Genomic DNA, 18,285 nt, shown 5'->3' on the forward strand with positions numbered 1-18,285 from the left:
TTGCTTGGTGACAATAGCATTGTGGTCCCACCTGATCCCATCCCGAACTCAGAAGTGAAACGCAATCGCGCCGATGGTAGTGTGGGGTCTCCCCATGTGAGAGTAGGTCATCGCCAAGCGCCTAATTAAACAATGAAGCCAGCTGAATAAGCTGGCTTTTTTGCATTTGGTGTTTTCATTTTCTGCTTTTTTCACTTTTACATTCTCCCTTAGATACCATTTCAGATTGGGTTACTCTTAAAATTTAGCCTCATAACATCAGGTCAATAAAAAGAGCAACCTAGGCTGCTCTATTCTGAATTGGGGTTAGCGTGACCATGCTAGTTTGCTGCTGCGCAAAAAGTAACGAATAAGCTTATTGCCCATTAATTTTGGCTTTGAACTTTGCTTTAGTGACGTCATCGGCGAGGTGATACCAATAATCCAGCATATGGCTGATTTCGGCTTGAGTTGGTGAATCAGGCGCTGTGCTTTGTGTTATTGCAGCTGTGGATGCGACTGCTGTGGTGGTAACTATAGTGGACGTCGCAGAAGAGGTGGCAGGCAGAGTTGGTGCACTCGTTGTCGTTGATACTTGAGGCAGGCTTTGCTGAGTGGTAAACGTTATCGAGGCGGGATGTTGTCCCTGATTATACTGAAAGATTTCCTGCTCGAAGTTTCGCCCTATCTGTAACCCGTTTTTCACTAATCTATCTTGGTCGAACGCAATCACTTGATTATGCTTATCTAAAAGCATGAGTAATGGTAACTCATCGAATTGCTTTGCAGCCTTAGCCGAATCTATATTGGGCAGTTTGAGATGTAATTCTTGGTCTGTTTGATTAAAGCGAATGATCAGCACGTCCGATTGATTGCGTACTGAATTTGCCTGTTTACGGTATTGAGCATTGTAGCGAAAAGCGATTTGGTTCAATCCATTACTTAGCGTAACAGGTGAGGTGTTTAATGGCTTTTGTCCATTTACGGTGAGCAGCTCGACATCGCCTGGAAGCTGTAGAATGACTTCGGCACAAACGGGTTGCAGGCTGGCAAGCAATAGGGTTGATGCACACAGTATAGAAGGGGATTTCATAAGCTTTCTCTTCGTTTATATCACGTATTAATGATAAGTGAGATAGCGGATTACACAAAACCTTAGATGGCAAAGGAATAAACTCATTTAGTTTATTTTGTTAAGGTTTAGAGCATGCAGGGATGAAACTAAAAGAAAAGGCTCACGAAGAGCCTTTTCTGATCCAAAGCACGAAGCTAGGTTAAACCTAATTCTCTTTAACTTAATCTAAGTGGAAGTAATGCAAATTACTTTGCTTTATCCTGGCTTAGGTTGATGCGGTACACGGCAAAACCGAGTTCATCTTTACTCAGTTTGGTCATTTCGCGTTGTTTATTCGCTTCGATAAAGGTTGCGGCTTTATCGCTATCTTGGGTTTGGAAGCGAATATCAAGGGTCACATTCGTGTTGATGGTTTTGAAATCCCAGTTGTAGTCAGCACTTGGGTTTACCATGCCTTCGTACTTGCCTGTTGCTTCATTGTACTTAGATTGCGCCGTGATATAGGCCGCTAAGGCTTCACGGTTGGTATCTGGCAGTTCCAGAACCACATGGTCACTGCCTGTACCGGCGAACTTACCACCAAAGGCGCGATAGTTATTTGAGGCCACGATAAATTCTTTGGCTGCAAATTCTTCGCCAGTGAATACTTTACCATTTTCATCGGTATAGCTTAAATCGACGATACGGTTAGCATTGGCGTTGACAACAGCGCAGTCACGGTCGAACTTACTTGGTTGAGTGACATCAATTTTATAAGTTAAACCATCGAGTACGTCGAAGTTATAGGTTGGGTGACCATCCCAGTTGATTAACTCCTGCGGCGTAGTCTTGGTTGGGTCGATTTGCTTAAACTGGTTAGCGGAACATTCCAGCCAGTCTTTCAGCTCTGCACCTGTGGCCTTTACCGCCACCATGGTATTAGGATAGAGATAAAGATCAGCAGCATTTTTAAAGGTTAATGCGCCTTTATCCACCTGTACGTATTGGTCTGCATCGCTGGTTGTGCCATGGCGTCCGCCGGCTTTGAATGGCGCAGAGGCCGATAATACAGGCAGATCTTTTAGCGCTTCAGGGAGTTTGGCTTTGACGTTGGCAATTTGTGCATCGGAAACGATTTGCACCGTTGGATCGTCCTGCACTAAGGTCAAGAAGCTATACATATCGGCGGCAGCAACCCCAATTGGCTCATCCACGAAGGCAAGCGTGCCTTGGTGCTCGGCGGCGACTGCATCATGAATGGCAGCGTCTGCTTCCACTAATGGCGTTTTAGTTGCGCCATCATAGATAGGACGAGCCTTAGTCGTTGCACTAAGTACCACCCATTTATCGTCTTTACGCTCTAGTTTAAAGTCAACCACACCTAAGTTATCACCCCAACGTCCAGGCATGACGGCTGGGACGCCGTTTAATAGACCCTTAGTCACATCTGTATTAGGTAGGTCGGCATATTTGGCATCGGGGAAGATGGAGTGGCTGTGACCAAACATAATGGCATTAATATCTTTTACATTCGTTAACGCGTAGGTAGCGTTTTCCGCCATTGGATCGCCAGGATTCTCTGTTGAACCGATACCAGAGTGGGGGATCGCGATAATCAAATCAGCGCCTTTCGCCTTCATTTCAGGCACATATTTCTTTGCTGTCTCGACGATATCTTCAACCTTAACTTTGCCAGTAAGATTTTGTTTATCCCACAATAAGATTTGTGGCGGCACAAAACCAATATAACCAATCTTAATGGTTTGGTTATTTCCTTCGTTATCGATAATTTGTTTTTCTTTAATGATATATGGGGTGAATAAATGCTCACCTTTTTTCACATTATTCCAACAACCGTTTTCATCAGCACAATATACGTTGGCGTTAATATAAGGAAATTTAGCACCATGAAGTGATTTATTTAAAAAGTCTAAACCATAGTTAAATTCGTGATTCCCGATATTCCCCACTTCATAATCTAGTAGGTTCATCGCTTTATAAGCCGGATGAACATCACCCATTTGCAGGCCGACTTTAGCCATATAGTCGCCCATTGGACTGCCTTGAAGCAGATCGCCGTTATCAACGAGCACACTGTTTTTGGACTCCTGACGAGCCGCATGAATTAAACTTGCGGTACGCGCGAGACCAATTGTTGGGTCTTCTTTACCACTGTAGTAGTTGAAATCCATGATATTCGTGTGCAGATCGGTGGTTTCTAGTACACGTAAATCCGCTTGAACAATTGGCTCATCATCTGAGCCACAGGCGCTTACACCAAGGGCGGCAGTGATCATCACTGCGAGTAGTTTTTTATTTAACATAGTTTTCTCTATTTATATTTATGTGACCCTAATACATGCTCTATTTTTGAGCATGCCCATCATCCTGTTAACTTATATTCTGAAACTGTTCTGAAAACGATTAGTTACAGAAGCATTAAGTTAACGAACAGGATTATAAAGACATTTGATGATCTGAATGTGACATTAATTGGATAAAGGCTGTATTAAATTGTGACAATGAATTCGATTGATTAAATTACAACCGATATATGACGTGATTTTTGTTTGTCTATTGGATAAACACTTGGATTGGTTGTATGTTAAAAATAATTAATATTTGTTATTTAAATGGTTTGGTTTTAAGCCGATTTTTATATCGTTATCGCGTTAACCTTTAGCGTTTTTATAATTGTTCTTAGGTAACTTATTATTTTTAAATTAAATTATTTTTATATTTATCATGTTGTTTATAATTTTTGTTATTCAGATGTAATGTGGGCATGGCAGTGGTGCTCGCTTGATGATGTTATTTGAGGTTCGTCACACATAAAGCGATACAATTTAGCCTTGAATACGTTGGTCGAAAGCTTGGCTGAATGGCGGTTAACTTGCTAAGGTTGTGCATCGACGACAGTGCCTTGAAGATGCACTCGTTGGAAGAGAAGCCAAAATCCGTTACTCGCACCTTTCACTTAAAAAATATAAAGACAGGGCAGTGACACTTAAGGGAGTTAATATGCGTAAGTCTGTTATTTTTACCGCTGTTACCGCGGCGTTGTTATTGGGCGCCTGTTCTGAAAATTCTGCTGTAAATTCTGAAGCTACTAATGCTGTTGCAGCCAAAGCTGCTTCAACATCAGCTCAAATAGATGCGACCAATGTGTTATTAAGCAAGAGTCCATTACAAGATCAAGCTCCGCAGTTTAATTTGATCAAGAGCTCGGATTATGCCCCCGCCTTTGCGCAGGGGATAAAAGAGCACGAGGCTGAAATCGCCGCCATTATTGGCAATAAACAGGCACCGACCTTTGAGAATACCATTTTAGCTATGGAAACGTCGGGTGGGTTGTTGACTCGAGTGTCACGCACCTTCTTTAACCTCGCGGGTTTGATCTCCGATGATAATTTTCAAAAAACGGAGGCGGATTTAGCGCCTAAGTTATCGGCTCATCGCGATAACATTTATTTAGATCCAAGCTTATTTGCACGTGTTGAAACCGTGTATCAACAACGTGACACGTTAAATGCTGAAGATAAGCGCCTAGTCGAGTTTTATTACGAGCAGTTTGTGCGTGCTGGGGCCAAATTATCCGATGCCGATAAAGCCCAAATGCGTGATTTCAACGCTGAGTTGGCCACCCTTGCGACTGAGTTTTCCCAAAACAGCTTAAAGTCATTTAAAGACGATGTGATTGTCGTGACAGACAAGGCACAGCTAGACGGTTTATCTGACAGTGAAATCGCGACCTTAGCGGCCGCAGCGCAAGCAGCGGGTAAAACGGGTTACTTGATTACCTTAGTGAACACGACGCGTCAGCCTATTTTAGCCAGTTTAAATAATCGTGAACTGCGCCAAAAAGTCTGGGAAACCTCGGCCCACCGCGCCGTTGCTAGCAATGGCCCTTTAATCGTGAAGATGGCGCAGCTGCGCGCCAAGAAAGCTAATTTACTCGGCTTTGATACTTGGGCTGCCTATGCCGTGGCCGACCAAATGGCTAAAACGCCAAGCGCAGTGTATGAAATTTTAGATGACTTGGCGCCTAAGGCGTTGGCTCACGCTAAGGCAGATGCGGCGGATATCCAAGCTGAAATCAAAAAAGCTGGTGGCAATTTTGAATTACAACCTTGGGATTGGGCTTATTACGCCGAGAAAGTGCGCCAACAAAAGTATGCCCTCGACGAGAGCAGCATCAAACCTTATTTTGAATTCAATTCAGTGCTCAAGGATGGTTTGTTCTTCGCAATGCACAAACTCTACGGCATTAGCATTAAACCTCGCACCGATTTACCAGTATGGCATAGCGATGTGCTCGCCTTTGAGGTTTTCGATAAAGACAACAGCTCAATTGGCCTGTTCTATCTCGATCCTTATGCCCGTGAAGGCAAGGGCGGCGGCGCTTGGATGGATGAGTTTGTCACTCAGAGCGGACTACTCGGTACTAAACCGGTCGTGTATAACGCCCTGAATATCCCGAAACCTGCTGACGGCCCAACCTTGATGACCTTCGATGAAGTGACCACTATGTTCCATGAATTTGGTCATGCGGTGCATGGTTTATTCTCCAAGGTGAAATACCCAAGTGTGGCGGGCACCTCTACGGCGCGCGACTTTGTGGAGTTTCCGTCTCAAGTTAACGAAGATTGGAACATTGACCCTGCGGTCATTGCCAATTACGCCAAACACTACCAAACTGGTGAACCTATTCCTAAAGCCTTACTCGATAAAATCTTAGCTTCGAATAAATTTGGTCAAGGTTTTGATACCGTTGAGTATTTAGCGGCTGCATTACTGGATATGGAATGGCATTCGATTGGTGCCGACACCCAAATCAAGGATGTGGAACAGTTTGAGCATCAAGTGTTAGCCAAACACGGCCTCGATTTCGCGCCGATCCCACCGCGTTATAAGTCGAGCTATTTTAGCCATGCCTTCTCGGGTGGCTATTCAGCCGGTTATTACGCTTACCTGTGGACAGAAGTGTTTGCCGCCGATGCTTTCGCCTATATGGGCCAACATGGGGGCTTAAAAGCTGAAAACGGCGATAAGTTCCGTGAAGCGGTATTGTCTAAAGGCAACAGCGAAGATTTGATGCAGAATTACATCCACTTTACTGGTCAAAAACCTACGACCGATGCCTTATTAAAACGTCGTGGTTTAGTCGACTAAACGAGTCATTGTAAAAAGGGCCAAAGGCTTGGTAGGGCAACCTATCAAGCCTTTTTTTACGCTATTGTTTTTCGATAATCTTTACTCTAAAATCCCGCCACATTTGACTGTGGGATAACTTCTTTATCCCGTATCGACGCCCCTCGAAAATCAGGCTCAGTTTCCCCTCCTTTGAGCCCTTGAGTACAGCTAAAGCGTAGCCTCTTTATATTGGATGTAGCATTAATGGTTTCGCAATTAAGTGAAGCAGTGCTGGATGTGATCGCTGACGCCTTGGTAGACAAAGGCTATATCTTTTTACCCGAGTTAGTTCCTAGTCATATAAGCCAAGTATTGCTGGATAAAGTTCGAACAACAGAAATACATGAGTTGAAAGCGGCCTCCATCGGACGTGGTGCAGAACAACAACTTAACCCCGATATTCGTCGTGATCGTATTCAGTGGTTAGAGGAGCAGCATGAGCCTGATTCACTCTATTTGGATTTGATGATGCAATTAAAGGATGGGCTCAATCGTCGCTTATTTATGGGGTTGTTTGACTATGAAAGTCATTATGCTGTGTATCAACCCGGCGCTTTTTATAAGAAGCATGTGGATGCGCTAAAAGGCAGTCAAAACCGCATCTTAACTACGGTGTTTTTCTTAAATCCGGATTGGACGCCAGCAGACTGCGGCGAGCTGATTATTTACGATGAAGCCGATAATGAGATTGAACGTATAGCGCCAAAAATGGGGCACTTTGTGATTTTCTTAAGCGAGCGTTTTCCTCATGAGGTGACAAAAACCTTGGCGCAACGTAACAGTATTGCTGGTTGGTTTAGGGTGAGCACCAGCATGCATGGCTTTTAAAAGGGCTAAAAAAACCACCTTAGTTAAGGTGGTTTTTTGTATACAGAGATTCAATCCTAGGTATTAGGCTAACGATGTTTGAGTATCCTTGGCATTAAACTGTTCAATATCCAACTCATTTTCTGATTTACCAATCACAACGGCGGTCATCATATCGCCAGTTACGTTCGTCGCGGTGCGGATCATATCGATAATACGGTCGATTGCGGCGATAAAGGCAATACCTTCGAGCGGTAACCCAATCACACCTAAGGTCACTGTTAACATCACCATTGCGCTGCCTGGCACGCCAGCAGTACCGACAGAGGCAACCGTGGCGGTGACGGCAATCATCACATAATCTAAGGTATCGAGTGGAATGCCGTAAATCTGCGCGATAAAAATAGCCGAAATTGCAGGATAGATACCACCACAGCCATCCATGTTCATGGTGGCACCGAGCGGCATAACAAAGGCGCTGTAGCGCTTAGAAACGCCCATGGTTTCAACTGCTCTAGTACTGGCAGGCAACGTGCCAAAGCTTGAAGAGGTACTAAAAGCCACTAATTGCGCAGGCATAGCCTTGCGGAAAAATTGCATAGGGCTTAAGCCTGCAAATTTCACAAAGCCACCATACACAAAAATCATATGTATCAGGGCTGCAATATAGATTGCGGCGATAAACTTACCTAGAGGTAATAGGGTCGATAAACCATATTCACCCACCACCCAAGCCATCAAACCAAATACACCAATTGGGGTGAGTTTTAACACCATGCGAGTCAGTTGAAATATCACTTCGGCGCCCGCTTCAATTGTGCGTTTAAGCGGCTCAGCCTTCTCGCCGACCTTGTTGATGGCAATCCCGACTAAAGCAGCAAACACAATAATTTGCAGTACTTTACCTTCGGCCAGTGAGGCAAATGGATTGACAGGGATCATATCGAGTAGCACCTGCGCAAACCCGGGTATATTGCGCTCACGCACTTCAGTGGTGGCCAGTTGCATCGTGCCGCCCATATCAATAAGCGAACCAACGGCTAAGCCGATTAACGAGGCGATTGTACCTGTTAGCATAAACATGCCTAAGGTCTTAAGGCTTAAGCGTTTTAGATTGGTTTGAGAGCCTAGCGAGGTAATACTTACCACGATAGCGCAGAAGACCAGTGGCGCAACTAGCATTTTAATCGCGCTAATAAATAGATCGCCAAGCGGTTTAAGCACAGTTGCGCTTTCGCCTAATAACACGCCAACGAGCGCACCTAAGATAAAGCCTGTGAGGACTTTTTGCCAAAAAGGGATGCGGCTAATAGTTTGAAGGATCATGCGTTTTCCAAAAATATATCATTACAAGCCCATAGACCTGAGATGCTAGTATGTGTATCCACTTGAAGTAAATGAACTTATACCAAGCGGCGCGTCAGGTACAGGACAATTTCTGCCATTAAAGGCATTGTATCGGCAGTGACAGGGTTATAACAAACCGATTTTCTTATAACTTATTGTGATAAATGAGTTTGTTGTGAAATAGTTGGTTTTTACATCGTTTTAACGTCAAGGTTGTAACCCAATATTTAATGTAAAAAAATATTAATTTCATAGAGTAAGCTTTTATGTCTGACTTAATTGTCATGTTTTTGGGAGCTTTTTTGGCGGCCACCTTGTTACCGGGTGGATCTGAAGTTTTGCTCGTCGCCCTGTTAAATAAAGCCCCGCAAGCTTGGTTAGCATTAGTTGCTGTAGCCAGTATTGGTAATACCTTAGGGGCGATGACAAGTTTTTATCTTGGACGTTTAGGGCGGTTTGCGAAGTCCCCAGAGGCATTGAGTGAAGGCAAACATGCCAAAGCCTTAACACTTATCGAGCGTTATGGCGTGTGGTCCTTATTACTGTCGTGGGCACCGATTATCGGGGATATATTATGTTTACTTGCGGGTTGGTTAAAGCTACCCATGTTACCCGCGTTTAGTATGATTTTTATCGGTAAAACAGTTCGTTATCTTATGGTAGCTGCAGTGACATTACACTGGCTTGGTTGATTTATTAACGCAGTTGTTCGGTTAAAGGGCGGGATTTAGTAAAGGAAGTCATTGTATTACTTGGAACTTTACTGATATTTAAGCGTCTTAAGTGATTGTGGATAAAAGGTTTTGAGCTGAGCTAATTTTTAGCCCATTGATGTATAAGGGGAATACTTTGAAAAAATGGATACTAGCGGTTGCGATTTCCGCTGCACTTGCAGGCTGCGCCTCTGAAACTTCAACCCAAATACCTACAGGTATAAGGTTAATTGAAAATGTGCAACTCACAGATTCACAAGTCGGTATTCCCTATAAAAAATATCAGCTTGCTAATGGCCTTACCGTAATTTTGCATCAGGATCGCTCTGATCCTCTAGTGCATGTTGATGTGACTTATCATGTCGGCTCAGCCCGTGAACTCGCTGGTCGCTCTGGGTTCGCTCATTTGTTTGAACATATGATGTTCCAAGGCTCAGAGCACGTTGCCGATGAGCAGCATTTTGAGGTGGTGACCGAGGCGGGTGGAATGCTTAACGGTTCCACTAATACTGATAGAACCAACTATTTTGAGACAGTCCCTAGCAATCAGCTCGAAAAAATGCTGTGGCTTGAGTCTGACCGTATGGGCTTTTTATTGCCAGCGCTGACCAGTGAGAAATTTGAAGTGCAGCGTGAGACGGTAAAAAATGAGCGCGCTCAACGGATTGATAATCAACCCTATGGCCGAATGAGCGAGCGTTTTAATCAAGCTATGTTTCCAGTTGGGCATCCATATTCCTGGCCTGTTATTGGCTGGCCTGAGGATCTTAACCGCGCCACAGTGGATGATGTTAAGCACTTTTTCCAGCGCTGGTACGGCCCTAATAATGCAACGCTGACGATTGGTGGCGATTTTGATGAGCAGCAAGCTTTAGCTTGGGTTAATAAATACTTTGGCGAAATCCCCCGAGGCCCAGAGGTTCAGTCCGAACCTAAGACCTTAGTTACGCTTGATAAGACCCGCTATATTTCGATGGAAGATAACGTACATTTACCACTGATCCGTATAGGTTTTCCGACTGTGTATGCCAGTCATCCCGATGAGGCTGCGCTGGATTTATTAGCCAATATTTTAGGTGGGGGGAAAACCTCATTAATCTATAAAAATCTGGTGAAGGATGGTTATGCAGTGCAGGCCAGCGTGAGCCAACCTTGTCAGGAGTTGGCATGCCAGATGTCGATTTACGCCCTAGCTAATCCACAAAAAGAGACGACGCTTGCTGAGCTTGAGCAGCGGATCTTGGCATCTATTAATGAGTTCGAGCAGCGCGGCGTGACCGACGAAGACTTGCAAAAAGTAAAAGTCCAGTTTGAGGCCGATAGCATATTTGGTCTGCAAAGTGTCAAAGGAAAAGTATCGACTTTGGCGCTAAATCAAACCTTGTTTGGTGAGCCGAATAAAATAGCTTCTGACCTTGCTCGTTACGTTAATGTCACTAAAGACGATGTGATGCGCGTATTTAAAAAATACATCAAAGACAAACCTATGGTGGTGATGAGTGTGGTGCCGCAGGGTATGAAGGCCTTAGTTGCCCATCCCGATAACTTCACTGCCCAAACGCTGCCGGTCGCCCAAACGGCGGTTGAAGGTGAATTACCTACCGCTAAATTGGTTTCAAGCTTTGATCGTTCAAAAATGCCCGCAACGGGGGCTGCGCCTGTGCTGAAAGTGCCGCAAATCTGGACCAGTAAGTTAGCCAATGGCATTGAAGTGATGGGCACTCAAAGCGCCGAGACACCAACGGTTGAGTTGGTGATTTATCTTAACGGTGGTCATCGACTCGTCCCCGTCGAAAAGGCGGGACTGGCAAGCTTAACTGCGGAAATGCTCAATGAATCGACCCAAAAGCGTAGCAGTGAACAATTGTCACAGGCGCTTGAGATGTTAGGTAGCACGGTCGATTTTAGTGCTTCGGAATATCAAAGCACGATTAAAGTTTCAGCGCTCACCGAGCATTTGGATGAAACCTTAGCCATCTTAGAAGAAAAGCTATTTATGCCAGCCTTCGATGAGGCCGATTTTACTCGCGTGAAGCAGCAACAATTACAGCAAATTCAACATATGCAGTCTGATCCTAGCTATCAGGCCAATGCTGCGCTGTATAGCTTGCTCTATGGTAACAATAACGCCCTTGGGGTGAGTGATGCGGGAACGTTAGATTCAGTAGCCGCGCTGACACTTGCGGATGTGAAAGCATTTTACGCCGAGCAGTATCGTGGTGCTAATGCCAAAATTATTACTGTGGCAAATCTGCCTGAAAGCGCATTGTTATCAAAACTTGCAGGATTAAGTCAATGGCAAGGTGAGGCCAGTGTATTGCCGCCGCTCAAATCATTCCCTGCTCTTAAAGGGGGCACTATTTATGTGATTGATAAACCCGGCGCTGCACAGTCGGTGATCAATATTGCGAAACGCGCCTTACCCTATGATGCAACAGGCAATTATTTTAAATCGTATTTAATGAACTACCCTCTTGGGGGGGCTTTTAATAGTCGTATTAACCTTAACCTACGTGAGAATAAGGGCTATACCTATGGCGCGCGTACAAGTTTCTCGGGAGCGGGTGAAGCGGGGGAGTTTATCGCCTCTAGCGATGTGCGTACTGATGTAACTGCTAAAGCCTTAAATGAGTTTATTAAAGAAATCAAAGCTTATCAGCAGCAAGGGATGACTGATGCGGAGCTGACCTTTATGCGAAACTCGGTTTCCCAAGGGCAGGCGTTGGATTATGAGACGCCTTATCAGAAGGCGGGTTTTATGCGGATGATTCAGCGTTATCAATTAAGCCAAGATTTTACTACCGAGCAGGACAAAATTATAAATACTGTAACAAAAGATGAACTCAATGCCCTCGCGGCTTCCGAGCTAGATATCTCACAAATGATCATCTTGGTTGTGGGTGACAAGGCTAAAATTGAAGCGGATTTAGCAACTTTAGGCTATCCAATTGAAACTTTAGTATTGTAAATTAGCTTTTTGGCCTTATATATATCTAACAAACCCAAAGATACGAGTTTCAACCTCTTTAGGTTGTTTGGGTATAAATTGCAGACAAGTTAATCGTGCAGCACAAAGTGGCTGTTGTCTAAAGTGTTAAAGTGTATGACGGTGACAGCATTAGCTGTCACCGTCCGCGTTTAATCGCAGAAGAATGTAATTTGGCTTGCCCCATGGACAGGTTTAGATTTATTTTGAGGCGTATTTTGAAAGATAAGCCTCAAAATAAAGGTCTGACTGTTAACCTTGTCGCGATAGCGAACCACCAATCAGAGAAGCGCAAATTGAAGCCATTCAATGAATTAGTACAACATTTCTCGGACGCTCAAGGGCGCGCCGCACTCCTTGGCATGCAACGTGGAATTGAGCGTGAGGCGCTACGTATTGATGAATCTGGCTACCTTGCGCTAGATGGTCACCCCATCGAGTTAGGGTCGGCCTTGACTCACTCGCGTATTACAACTGACTACAGTGAAGCACTGCTTGAATTTATTACTCCGGTGAATAATCAGGTTGAGCCGCTATTGCAAGGCTTGACCCAGACCCATGCCTATAGTGTGCGGCATTTGCATGGTCAGCGTCTTTGGCCCGTGAGCATGCCCTGCTATGTAAAAGATGAGGCGAATATCCCCATTGCTCGGTACGGTAAGTCGAACACGGGTAAGATGAAAACCTTGTATCGTAAGGGCTTAACTTATCGTTACGGCGCTTTGATGCAGATTATTTCTGGGGTGCATTTTAACTTCTCGGTATCGCGGGAATTGTGGCAACGCCTCTATGAACTGAGCGATAAAGGCTTGAGCTTTGAGGATTTTATCTCCGAGTCTTACTTTGGACTTATCCGCAATTATCGCCGTTTGGTCTGGGTGTTGCCTTATTTGTTTGGCGCCTCTCCAGCGTTGTGTAGCTCATTTATCAAGGGTCAAAAGACCGATTTACGTTTTGAAAAGTCGGGACGCGGCACACTGTATTTACCCTATGCAACGTCGCTACGGATGAGCGATTTGGGCTATACCAATAAAGAGCAAGAAGATCTCAATATTAGTTATAATTCTCTGCCTGAGTATTTGGCGGGGATTAAAGCGGCAATTAAGATGCCATCGGCAAATTTTGCCAATATTGGCGTCAAGGTGGATGGTGAATATCGTCAACTCAATGCTAATGTGCTGCAAATTGAAAACGAATTTTACTCGCCTATCCGCGCTAAACGGGTGACAAAAAGTGGTGAGAAACCCTCTGAAGCACTTGCCCGCGCAGGGGTGGAATATATTGAGGTACGTGCATTAGATGTGAACCCTTTTAGCCCGATTGGGATTGAGGCTAGCCAAGTGCGTTTCCTCGACTTGTTCTTACTCTATTGTTTATTAACAGATTCTCCTAAATCAGATGCGGCAGAGGAAGCTCGTTTAAGTGCTAACTTAAAGTCAGTTGTGCTTGAAGGCCGCAAGCCAGGGCTTGAGCTGATGACCGATTCGGGTACGCGGCCATTGCAGACGTGGCTCTTGGATCTCTTTGAGCATTTGGACTCATTGGCTAAGTTACTCGATGGTGATAAACAGGATTACCAAGTGGCCTTAGCCCATTGGCGTGAAGCTGTAAATGACCCACACAAAACCTTGTCGGGCCAAGTGCTTCAGCAATTGGTAACCAAGGGGCAAGATCATGGGCAGTGGGTGATGTCACTGGCACAGCAATATCATCAATATTTTATGGATTACCCCTTATCAGCTGAGGTTGTCAGCGATTATCAAGCTGAGGCACAAGCATCGCTTAACAAGCAAGCGGACATCGAAGCGGCGCAAAGTGCGGTATCCTTTGATGATTATCTGACTGACTATTTCGGCGCGCCAGCCTAATGAGTCAAGGTGTGAAGATGCGGACATTTATTCTCGCTGCCAGTTTGATTGGGTCTACTGCGTTACTCTCAGGTTGCGCTTCATCCCCTGAAGATGATTTAAGTTGTGGTACGGTATCGGGCTATTTACAACCCGATGCTAGTACCCATTGGTATCGAGTGGTGGTGACTCATCTAGATGGTAAGCCTGTGGTCTCAAAGCCTAATTATCAATTAGCACCTGGGGAATATGAGTTTACCGTTGCCGAGTTAATTGATGCTCCATCCCTTGGGGTGTCCCTTAGTGCGCGAACGCCAAAAACCTTTACGTTAGTGGTCGAAGGGCACCAGCGTTACCACATAGGGGCATTATTCCACACGGATAAACGCTACATGGGTAAAGATACCAACTATTGGGAGCCTGGTGTGTGGCAACAAGAAAATCATGAATGTCAGTTTGATTTAAGTCCTGAAACAAAATAGTTCGTTTTAACAATGGATTGTCATTTCTGTTAATGAGTATGACCTGGAAATAGGCGCGAAGGTGATCTTAGCGCCAAAAACAGGATTGGTGCTTTGCCTCATTCTATCACTGTGCGATGATGGGCAAGTTTTACTTCTTTGGAGAACAAGCGCTTAATGAAATGGCTTTCGACAACTCTGTTATGTGCATCCATAGGTTTTCTGTCTGGTTGCGCCACTTCTCCGCCAAAATCTCCTGACAACCTTTGCGATATTTTTCAAGAACATCGTTCATGGTACGAGGCCGCTAAGGATACCCGCGATAAATGGGGCGTACCCGTGCATGTGCCTCTGGCAATGATGTATCAAGAAAGCTCGTTTAAACATAATGCGGCGCCGCCTATGCAGTACTTTTTAGGCTTTATTCCCATTGGCCGAGCCAGTGATGCCTATGGTTATGCGCAGGCCAAATCCATGACGTGGGATGACTATGTTCGCGAGACTGGTAATAGTTGGTCTTCGCGCAGTAATTTTGATGATGCCATGGATTTTATGGGCTGGTTTATTTACAAGACCAATAAAATCAATGGAATTTCTAAATGGGATGCGAAGGCGCAGTACCTCAATTACCACGAAGGTTGGGGAGGTTATCGTCGAGGCTCTTATAAGTCTAAGGCTTGGTTAGTCAAGGTTGCAGCTAAGGTGGATGATAGAGCCAAACGTTATGCGGCTCAGTATAAAACCTGCAAGGAGGATTTAGATTCTTCTTGGTTATGGCGACTATTTTTTGATTAACCTTGCGCCCATGTACGAGGAGCTTATTGACTATAAGCTGTTGCCGAATGTTTATTGCGGCAGCTGATTATTAGCCGCTATGGCTTCGAGTGCATTAACGGCCTGTTTTTTACCGCGCTTTTGCTCATACATTGCATTATCAGCCTGTTTAAAAGACTTAGCCCAATCATTATCGTAAGGGGCGATGCCTACACTAAAATTGAGATTTAGCGGCGACTCATGATGTAACTTAAGGCGCATGGCATCCAGATCGTTTTCGAGTAATTCAAGCGGGCCATGGCATAGGGCGACAAACTCATCGCCACCAAACCGAGAGATAATGCCTTTGTGTTTCCAGAAACCTAGGATTGTTTTAGCGACTTCTTTTATTGCCACATCGCCGACCTGATGTCCCTGTTGATCATTGATAATTTTGAGATTATCCATATCAATGATCACTAAAAAGCTGCCTAATTGAGCCTTAGGTTGCCAATGTTGCAGGGCATCTTCGAAGTTTTTACGGTTATAGAGTCCGGTTAAGTTGTCGAAGTTGGCGAGTTTAGTGATTTGTAATGACTTTTGATACAGGGCAATGGCGTTGCTGGCCTCGTGGGTAAGAATAGAGACCAAATTACGGTCGTAGTCGTTAAAGGCGCCAACACTACTGCTATCGAGATTCAGCATACCGTAAAGTTTGCCATCAATCCGTATTGGGCTGGAGAGAGTGGAGCGTATCGGTTGCTTGGCTGCTGTAAGCAGCACCTGTTGCTGTTCATCTGTTAGCGTGCTTGCGGCATTGATATTTTTCATATCATCCACAACGACTACACGGTCACATTTACCCTTGGTGAGTCGATACTCGAAGGATTGTTCAAGGGAAAAATTCAATTGTTTTAGCTTATTAAGATCGAGTCCAACTACTGACTCGAAATGCAGTCTATGGTTATCTTCATTGACTTTGATAATGCTGCCCATTTCTGCACCGTTAATAATAGAGACGGCTTTATTCAACAGGGCATCGAGAAATGCATGTTCATTTTTATACTGACTCGACAGGTGGGCAAGTTCGTAAATGGCATCGTTAATGTTCACGACTTGCTCTAGATGTTGCCATAGGCGAGTTAAACGCCCTTGGTGGAGATAGTAGATTAAGCTGTAGGCAATGACATAGATTAGGCACACAAACAGCAGAGGGAGAATAGTCCAGCCTTCTGTCGGAGCATTAAAAACGAACAATGAAACGAAAAGCGCTATCGGTACAATCAACAATAAGAGGTGATAGCGATAGTCTAAGCGGTCAATAGTTTTACGTTTAAAATTATCCCTTAATTTCACTCGGCAGTTCCTTTATTCGTGCTCCGGTTAGTCTGATTGAATCGCCACATCACTAACTCATTCACGCTGAGTAAGAATAAGTATATAACGAAGTTGATAAATTCACTGATAAAGGAATAAATATATTCCCTTATCAGTGATTTGCGCGGCTCGGTTAGGCTTTAGCAAACTCGGCTAAAATCCACGCAAGGGGCGCTTGGTATTGGCTTGGCATCCAAGTTTGCAACGCGCTAATACTATCTGTTAACACGCCCGTATTAGGCACTGAAAGATTTAAGTGCCCGACTTTACGGCCTGGGCGAACCTCTTTGTTGTACCAATAGAGCTCAGCATTAGGCAAGCTTAACCAGCGAGGATCGTTATCAATACCGATCAGATTGACCATCACGCATTGAAAGTTCACCTGTGGCTGCGGAATAGCAATCCCACTCAAAGCTCTTAAATGCAGTTGGAATTGATCCATATGGGTACCCGCTTGGGTCCAATGGCCTGAGTTGTGTACCCGCGGCGCTAACTCGTTAACCAGCAGCTTATCGCCAACTCGGAAACATTCCATCGCCATCACGCCGACATATTCCAGCTCATGCATAATAGCGCTCAGCATGCCTTCCGCTTGCGCTTGCAGGTGATTCAGACGAGTCAGTGGCGAAATTGAGGCCATCAAAATGCCATCTTGGTGCAGGTTGAGTGTTAATGGATAAAACACGCATTGACCTTCACGGGTACGTACGCCGACTAAGGAGACTTCTTCATCGAAGTTAATTGCTTGCTCGGCAATGGCTAAGTTGCGCCAATCATGGGGGATGTCACCTGCTTCGGCTTGCTTTAACCAATATTGGCCCTTACCATCGTAACCGCCCGTGCGACGTTTCATCAACACGCGTGGGCCAAAGGCTTGATACAAGTTTTCGACGTTGGTCTTATCATCGACAAGTGTCCAAGGTGCCGTTGGGACTTGGAGCTGATCGAGTAAGCTTTTTTGGCTGTAACGGTCGGCCAAACGGCTAAATACTGGGCCGTTAACAAAATGCGGATGGCTACTGAGTTGTAAGCTTAAGGCTGATTCGGGCCACTGCTCGCGTTCGGCGGTGATAATATCCTGAGGCGCTAGCGGCAGGATTTCATCGGTTGGCGTCATGATATCGACGGCGCGAACATCGATAGCCAGTGGCTCGCCTGCGTGGGTCAGCATAGCGCCGAGTTGACCATTCCCTAACACCCAAACCTTTGATTTTGCATTTGCTTGGGTCATTAGGCTTCCCTCGGATCGGGATTGTCCAGTACTGCGCGGGTTTGTTCTTCTCTAAAGGCTTCTAAACGTGCGGCAAGATCTGCATCGTTATTGGCGAGAATTTGGCAAGCCAGTAGACCAGCGTTAAAGGCTCCTGCGGTACCGATGGCGAGTGTACCTACGGCGATACCCTTTGGCATCTGCACGATAGACAGTAAGCTATCCATGCCCGATAGCGCTTTGCTTTGTACTGGTACACCTAATACGGGTAAGCGAGTTTTTGAGGCAATCATACCGGGTAAATGAGCTGCACCGCCCGCGCCACCGATAATAATTTTAAAACCACGGTCAGCGGCTCCGGCTGCAAACTCCATCAGCTTATCTGGCGTTCTATGGGCTGATACAACTTCAACATGGTAAGGCACTTGCAGTTTATCCATGATCTCAGCGGCGGCTTCCATTGTGGGCCAATCACTCTTAGAACCCATAACAACAGCAACAAGGGCTTGCATGATAACTCCTTAACTCACTAATTTTAATTATATTTCGACCTTGTTT

General features: G+C 45.0%; 13 protein-coding genes and 1 rRNA gene. 8 read left to right on the forward strand and 6 right to left on the reverse strand.

The window, feature by feature from the left end; all coding sequences use genetic code 11:
• The first annotated feature begins 3 nt into the window (after positions 1 to 3).
• Positions 4 to 119: ribosomal RNA gene (gene rrf, locus AEA42_RS18110) — 5S ribosomal RNA — on the forward strand.
• A gap of 236 nt (positions 120 to 355) precedes the next feature.
• Here the strand turns inward: rrf and AEA42_RS18115 are convergent.
• Positions 356 to 1,072: a DUF2057 domain-containing protein gene (locus tag AEA42_RS18115; protein ID WP_055648465.1), complete on the reverse strand. Its 717-nt coding sequence runs from the start codon at positions 1,070 to 1,072 to the stop codon at positions 356 to 358.
• Positions 1,073 to 1,299: 227 nt separating this feature from the next.
• Positions 1,300 to 3,357 (reverse strand): bifunctional 2',3'-cyclic-nucleotide 2'-phosphodiesterase/3'-nucleotidase, encoded by a 2,058-nt coding sequence (locus AEA42_RS18120; RefSeq protein ID WP_055648466.1) that lies wholly within the window; start codon positions 3,355 to 3,357, stop codon positions 1,300 to 1,302.
• Positions 3,358 to 4,054: 697 nt separating this feature from the next.
• On the opposite strand from AEA42_RS18120, the gene AEA42_RS18125 reads away from it, so the two are divergent.
• Together AEA42_RS18125 and AEA42_RS18130 are read left to right on the forward strand one after the other, a co-directional pair.
• Positions 4,055 to 6,205: a M3 family metallopeptidase gene (locus tag AEA42_RS18125; protein ID WP_055648467.1), complete on the forward strand. Its 2,151-nt coding sequence runs from the start codon at positions 4,055 to 4,057 to the stop codon at positions 6,203 to 6,205.
• Between the two features lie 225 nt (positions 6,206 to 6,430).
• Positions 6,431 to 7,054, forward strand: a complete 624-nt coding sequence (locus AEA42_RS18130; protein ID WP_047536903.1) for a 2OG-Fe(II) oxygenase — start codon at positions 6,431 to 6,433, stop codon at positions 7,052 to 7,054.
• Between the two features lie 63 nt (positions 7,055 to 7,117).
• On the opposite strand, the gene AEA42_RS18135 is transcribed toward AEA42_RS18130, so the two are convergent.
• Positions 7,118 to 8,359: a dicarboxylate/amino acid:cation symporter gene (locus AEA42_RS18135; RefSeq protein WP_055648468.1), complete on the reverse strand. Its 1,242-nt coding sequence runs from the start codon at positions 8,357 to 8,359 to the stop codon at positions 7,118 to 7,120.
• A gap of 287 nt (positions 8,360 to 8,646) precedes the next feature.
• Here AEA42_RS18135 and AEA42_RS18140 point away from each other — a divergent pair, with 287 nt between their 5' ends.
• The 5 genes from AEA42_RS18140 to AEA42_RS18160 all read left to right on the forward strand — a co-directional run bounded on the left by AEA42_RS18140 (position 8,647) and on the right by AEA42_RS18160 (position 15,182).
• Complete coding sequence (locus tag AEA42_RS18140) at positions 8,647 to 9,072, forward strand: YqaA family protein (protein ID WP_055648469.1); 426 nt, start codon at positions 8,647 to 8,649, stop codon at positions 9,070 to 9,072.
• Between the two features lie 139 nt (positions 9,073 to 9,211).
• Entirely contained in the window at positions 9,212 to 12,061 is a 2,850-nt protein-coding gene (locus tag AEA42_RS18145; protein WP_055648470.1) for a pitrilysin family protein, read from the forward strand.
• Positions 12,062 to 12,297: 236 nt separating this feature from the next.
• Positions 12,298 to 13,947 carry a glutamate--cysteine ligase gene (gshA, locus tag AEA42_RS18150; RefSeq protein ID WP_055648471.1) on the forward strand — a complete coding sequence of 550 codons (1,650 nt, stop codon included), beginning with the start codon at positions 12,298 to 12,300 and terminating at the stop codon, positions 13,945 to 13,947.
• Entirely contained in the window at positions 13,947 to 14,408 is a 462-nt protein-coding gene (locus AEA42_RS18155; protein WP_055648472.1) for a hypothetical protein, read from the forward strand. The genes gshA and AEA42_RS18155 overlap by 1 nt, the downstream gene beginning before the upstream one ends.
• A gap of 156 nt (positions 14,409 to 14,564) precedes the next feature.
• Positions 14,565 to 15,182, forward strand: a complete 618-nt coding sequence (locus tag AEA42_RS18160; RefSeq protein WP_037421266.1) for a lipoprotein — start codon at positions 14,565 to 14,567, stop codon at positions 15,180 to 15,182.
• Positions 15,183 to 15,233: 51 nt separating this feature from the next.
• On the opposite strand, the gene AEA42_RS18165 is transcribed toward AEA42_RS18160, so the two are convergent.
• The 3 genes from AEA42_RS18165 to purE form a co-directional block, all read right to left on the reverse strand.
• Positions 15,234 to 16,496, reverse strand: a complete 1,263-nt coding sequence (locus AEA42_RS18165; protein WP_055648473.1) for a sensor domain-containing diguanylate cyclase — start codon at positions 16,494 to 16,496, stop codon at positions 15,234 to 15,236.
• Positions 16,497 to 16,650: 154 nt separating this feature from the next.
• Positions 16,651 to 17,748 carry a 5-(carboxyamino)imidazole ribonucleotide synthase gene (gene purK / locus AEA42_RS18170; RefSeq protein ID WP_055648474.1) on the reverse strand — a complete coding sequence of 366 codons (1,098 nt, stop codon included), beginning with the start codon at positions 17,746 to 17,748 and terminating at the stop codon, positions 16,651 to 16,653.
• Positions 17,748 to 18,239, reverse strand: coding sequence for a 5-(carboxyamino)imidazole ribonucleotide mutase (purE, locus tag AEA42_RS18175; RefSeq protein WP_037421257.1), 492 nt, complete (start codon positions 18,237 to 18,239; stop codon positions 17,748 to 17,750). The genes purK and purE overlap by 1 nt, the downstream gene beginning before the upstream one ends.
• Between the last annotated feature and the right edge of the window lie 46 nt (positions 18,240 to 18,285).

This window comes from Shewanella sp. Sh95 (genome assembly GCF_001308045.1).
Taxonomy (GTDB): domain Bacteria; phylum Pseudomonadota; class Gammaproteobacteria; order Enterobacterales; family Shewanellaceae; genus Shewanella; species Shewanella xiamenensis.

What these genes read in the sequence shown, in the direction of transcription:
- AEA42_RS18115 (WP_055648465.1), bottom strand. Translation starts at nt 1,072, where the DNA reads ATGAAATCCCCTTCTATACTGTGTGCATCAACCCTATTGCTTGCCAGC.
- AEA42_RS18120 (WP_055648466.1), bottom strand. Translation starts at nt 3,357, where the DNA reads ATGTTAAATAAAAAACTACTCGCAGTGATGATCACTGCCGCCCTTGGT.
- AEA42_RS18125 (WP_055648467.1), top strand. Translation starts at nt 4,055, where the DNA reads ATGCGTAAGTCTGTTATTTTTACCGCTGTTACCGCGGCGTTGTTATTG.
- AEA42_RS18130 (WP_047536903.1), top strand. Translation starts at nt 6,431, where the DNA reads ATGGTTTCGCAATTAAGTGAAGCAGTGCTGGATGTGATCGCTGACGCC.
- AEA42_RS18135 (WP_055648468.1), bottom strand. Translation starts at nt 8,359, where the DNA reads ATGATCCTTCAAACTATTAGCCGCATCCCTTTTTGGCAAAAAGTCCTC.
- AEA42_RS18140 (WP_055648469.1), top strand. Translation starts at nt 8,647, where the DNA reads ATGTCTGACTTAATTGTCATGTTTTTGGGAGCTTTTTTGGCGGCCACC.
- AEA42_RS18145 (WP_055648470.1), top strand. Translation starts at nt 9,212, where the DNA reads ATGTATAAGGGGAATACTTTGAAAAAATGGATACTAGCGGTTGCGATT.
- AEA42_RS18155 (WP_055648472.1), top strand. Translation starts at nt 13,947, where the DNA reads ATGAGTCAAGGTGTGAAGATGCGGACATTTATTCTCGCTGCCAGTTTG.
- AEA42_RS18160 (WP_037421266.1), top strand. Translation starts at nt 14,565, where the DNA reads ATGAAATGGCTTTCGACAACTCTGTTATGTGCATCCATAGGTTTTCTG.
- purK (WP_055648474.1), bottom strand. Translation starts at nt 17,748, where the DNA reads ATGACCCAAGCAAATGCAAAATCAAAGGTTTGGGTGTTAGGGAATGGT.
- purE (WP_037421257.1), bottom strand. Translation starts at nt 18,239, where the DNA reads ATGCAAGCCCTTGTTGCTGTTGTTATGGGTTCTAAGAGTGATTGGCCC.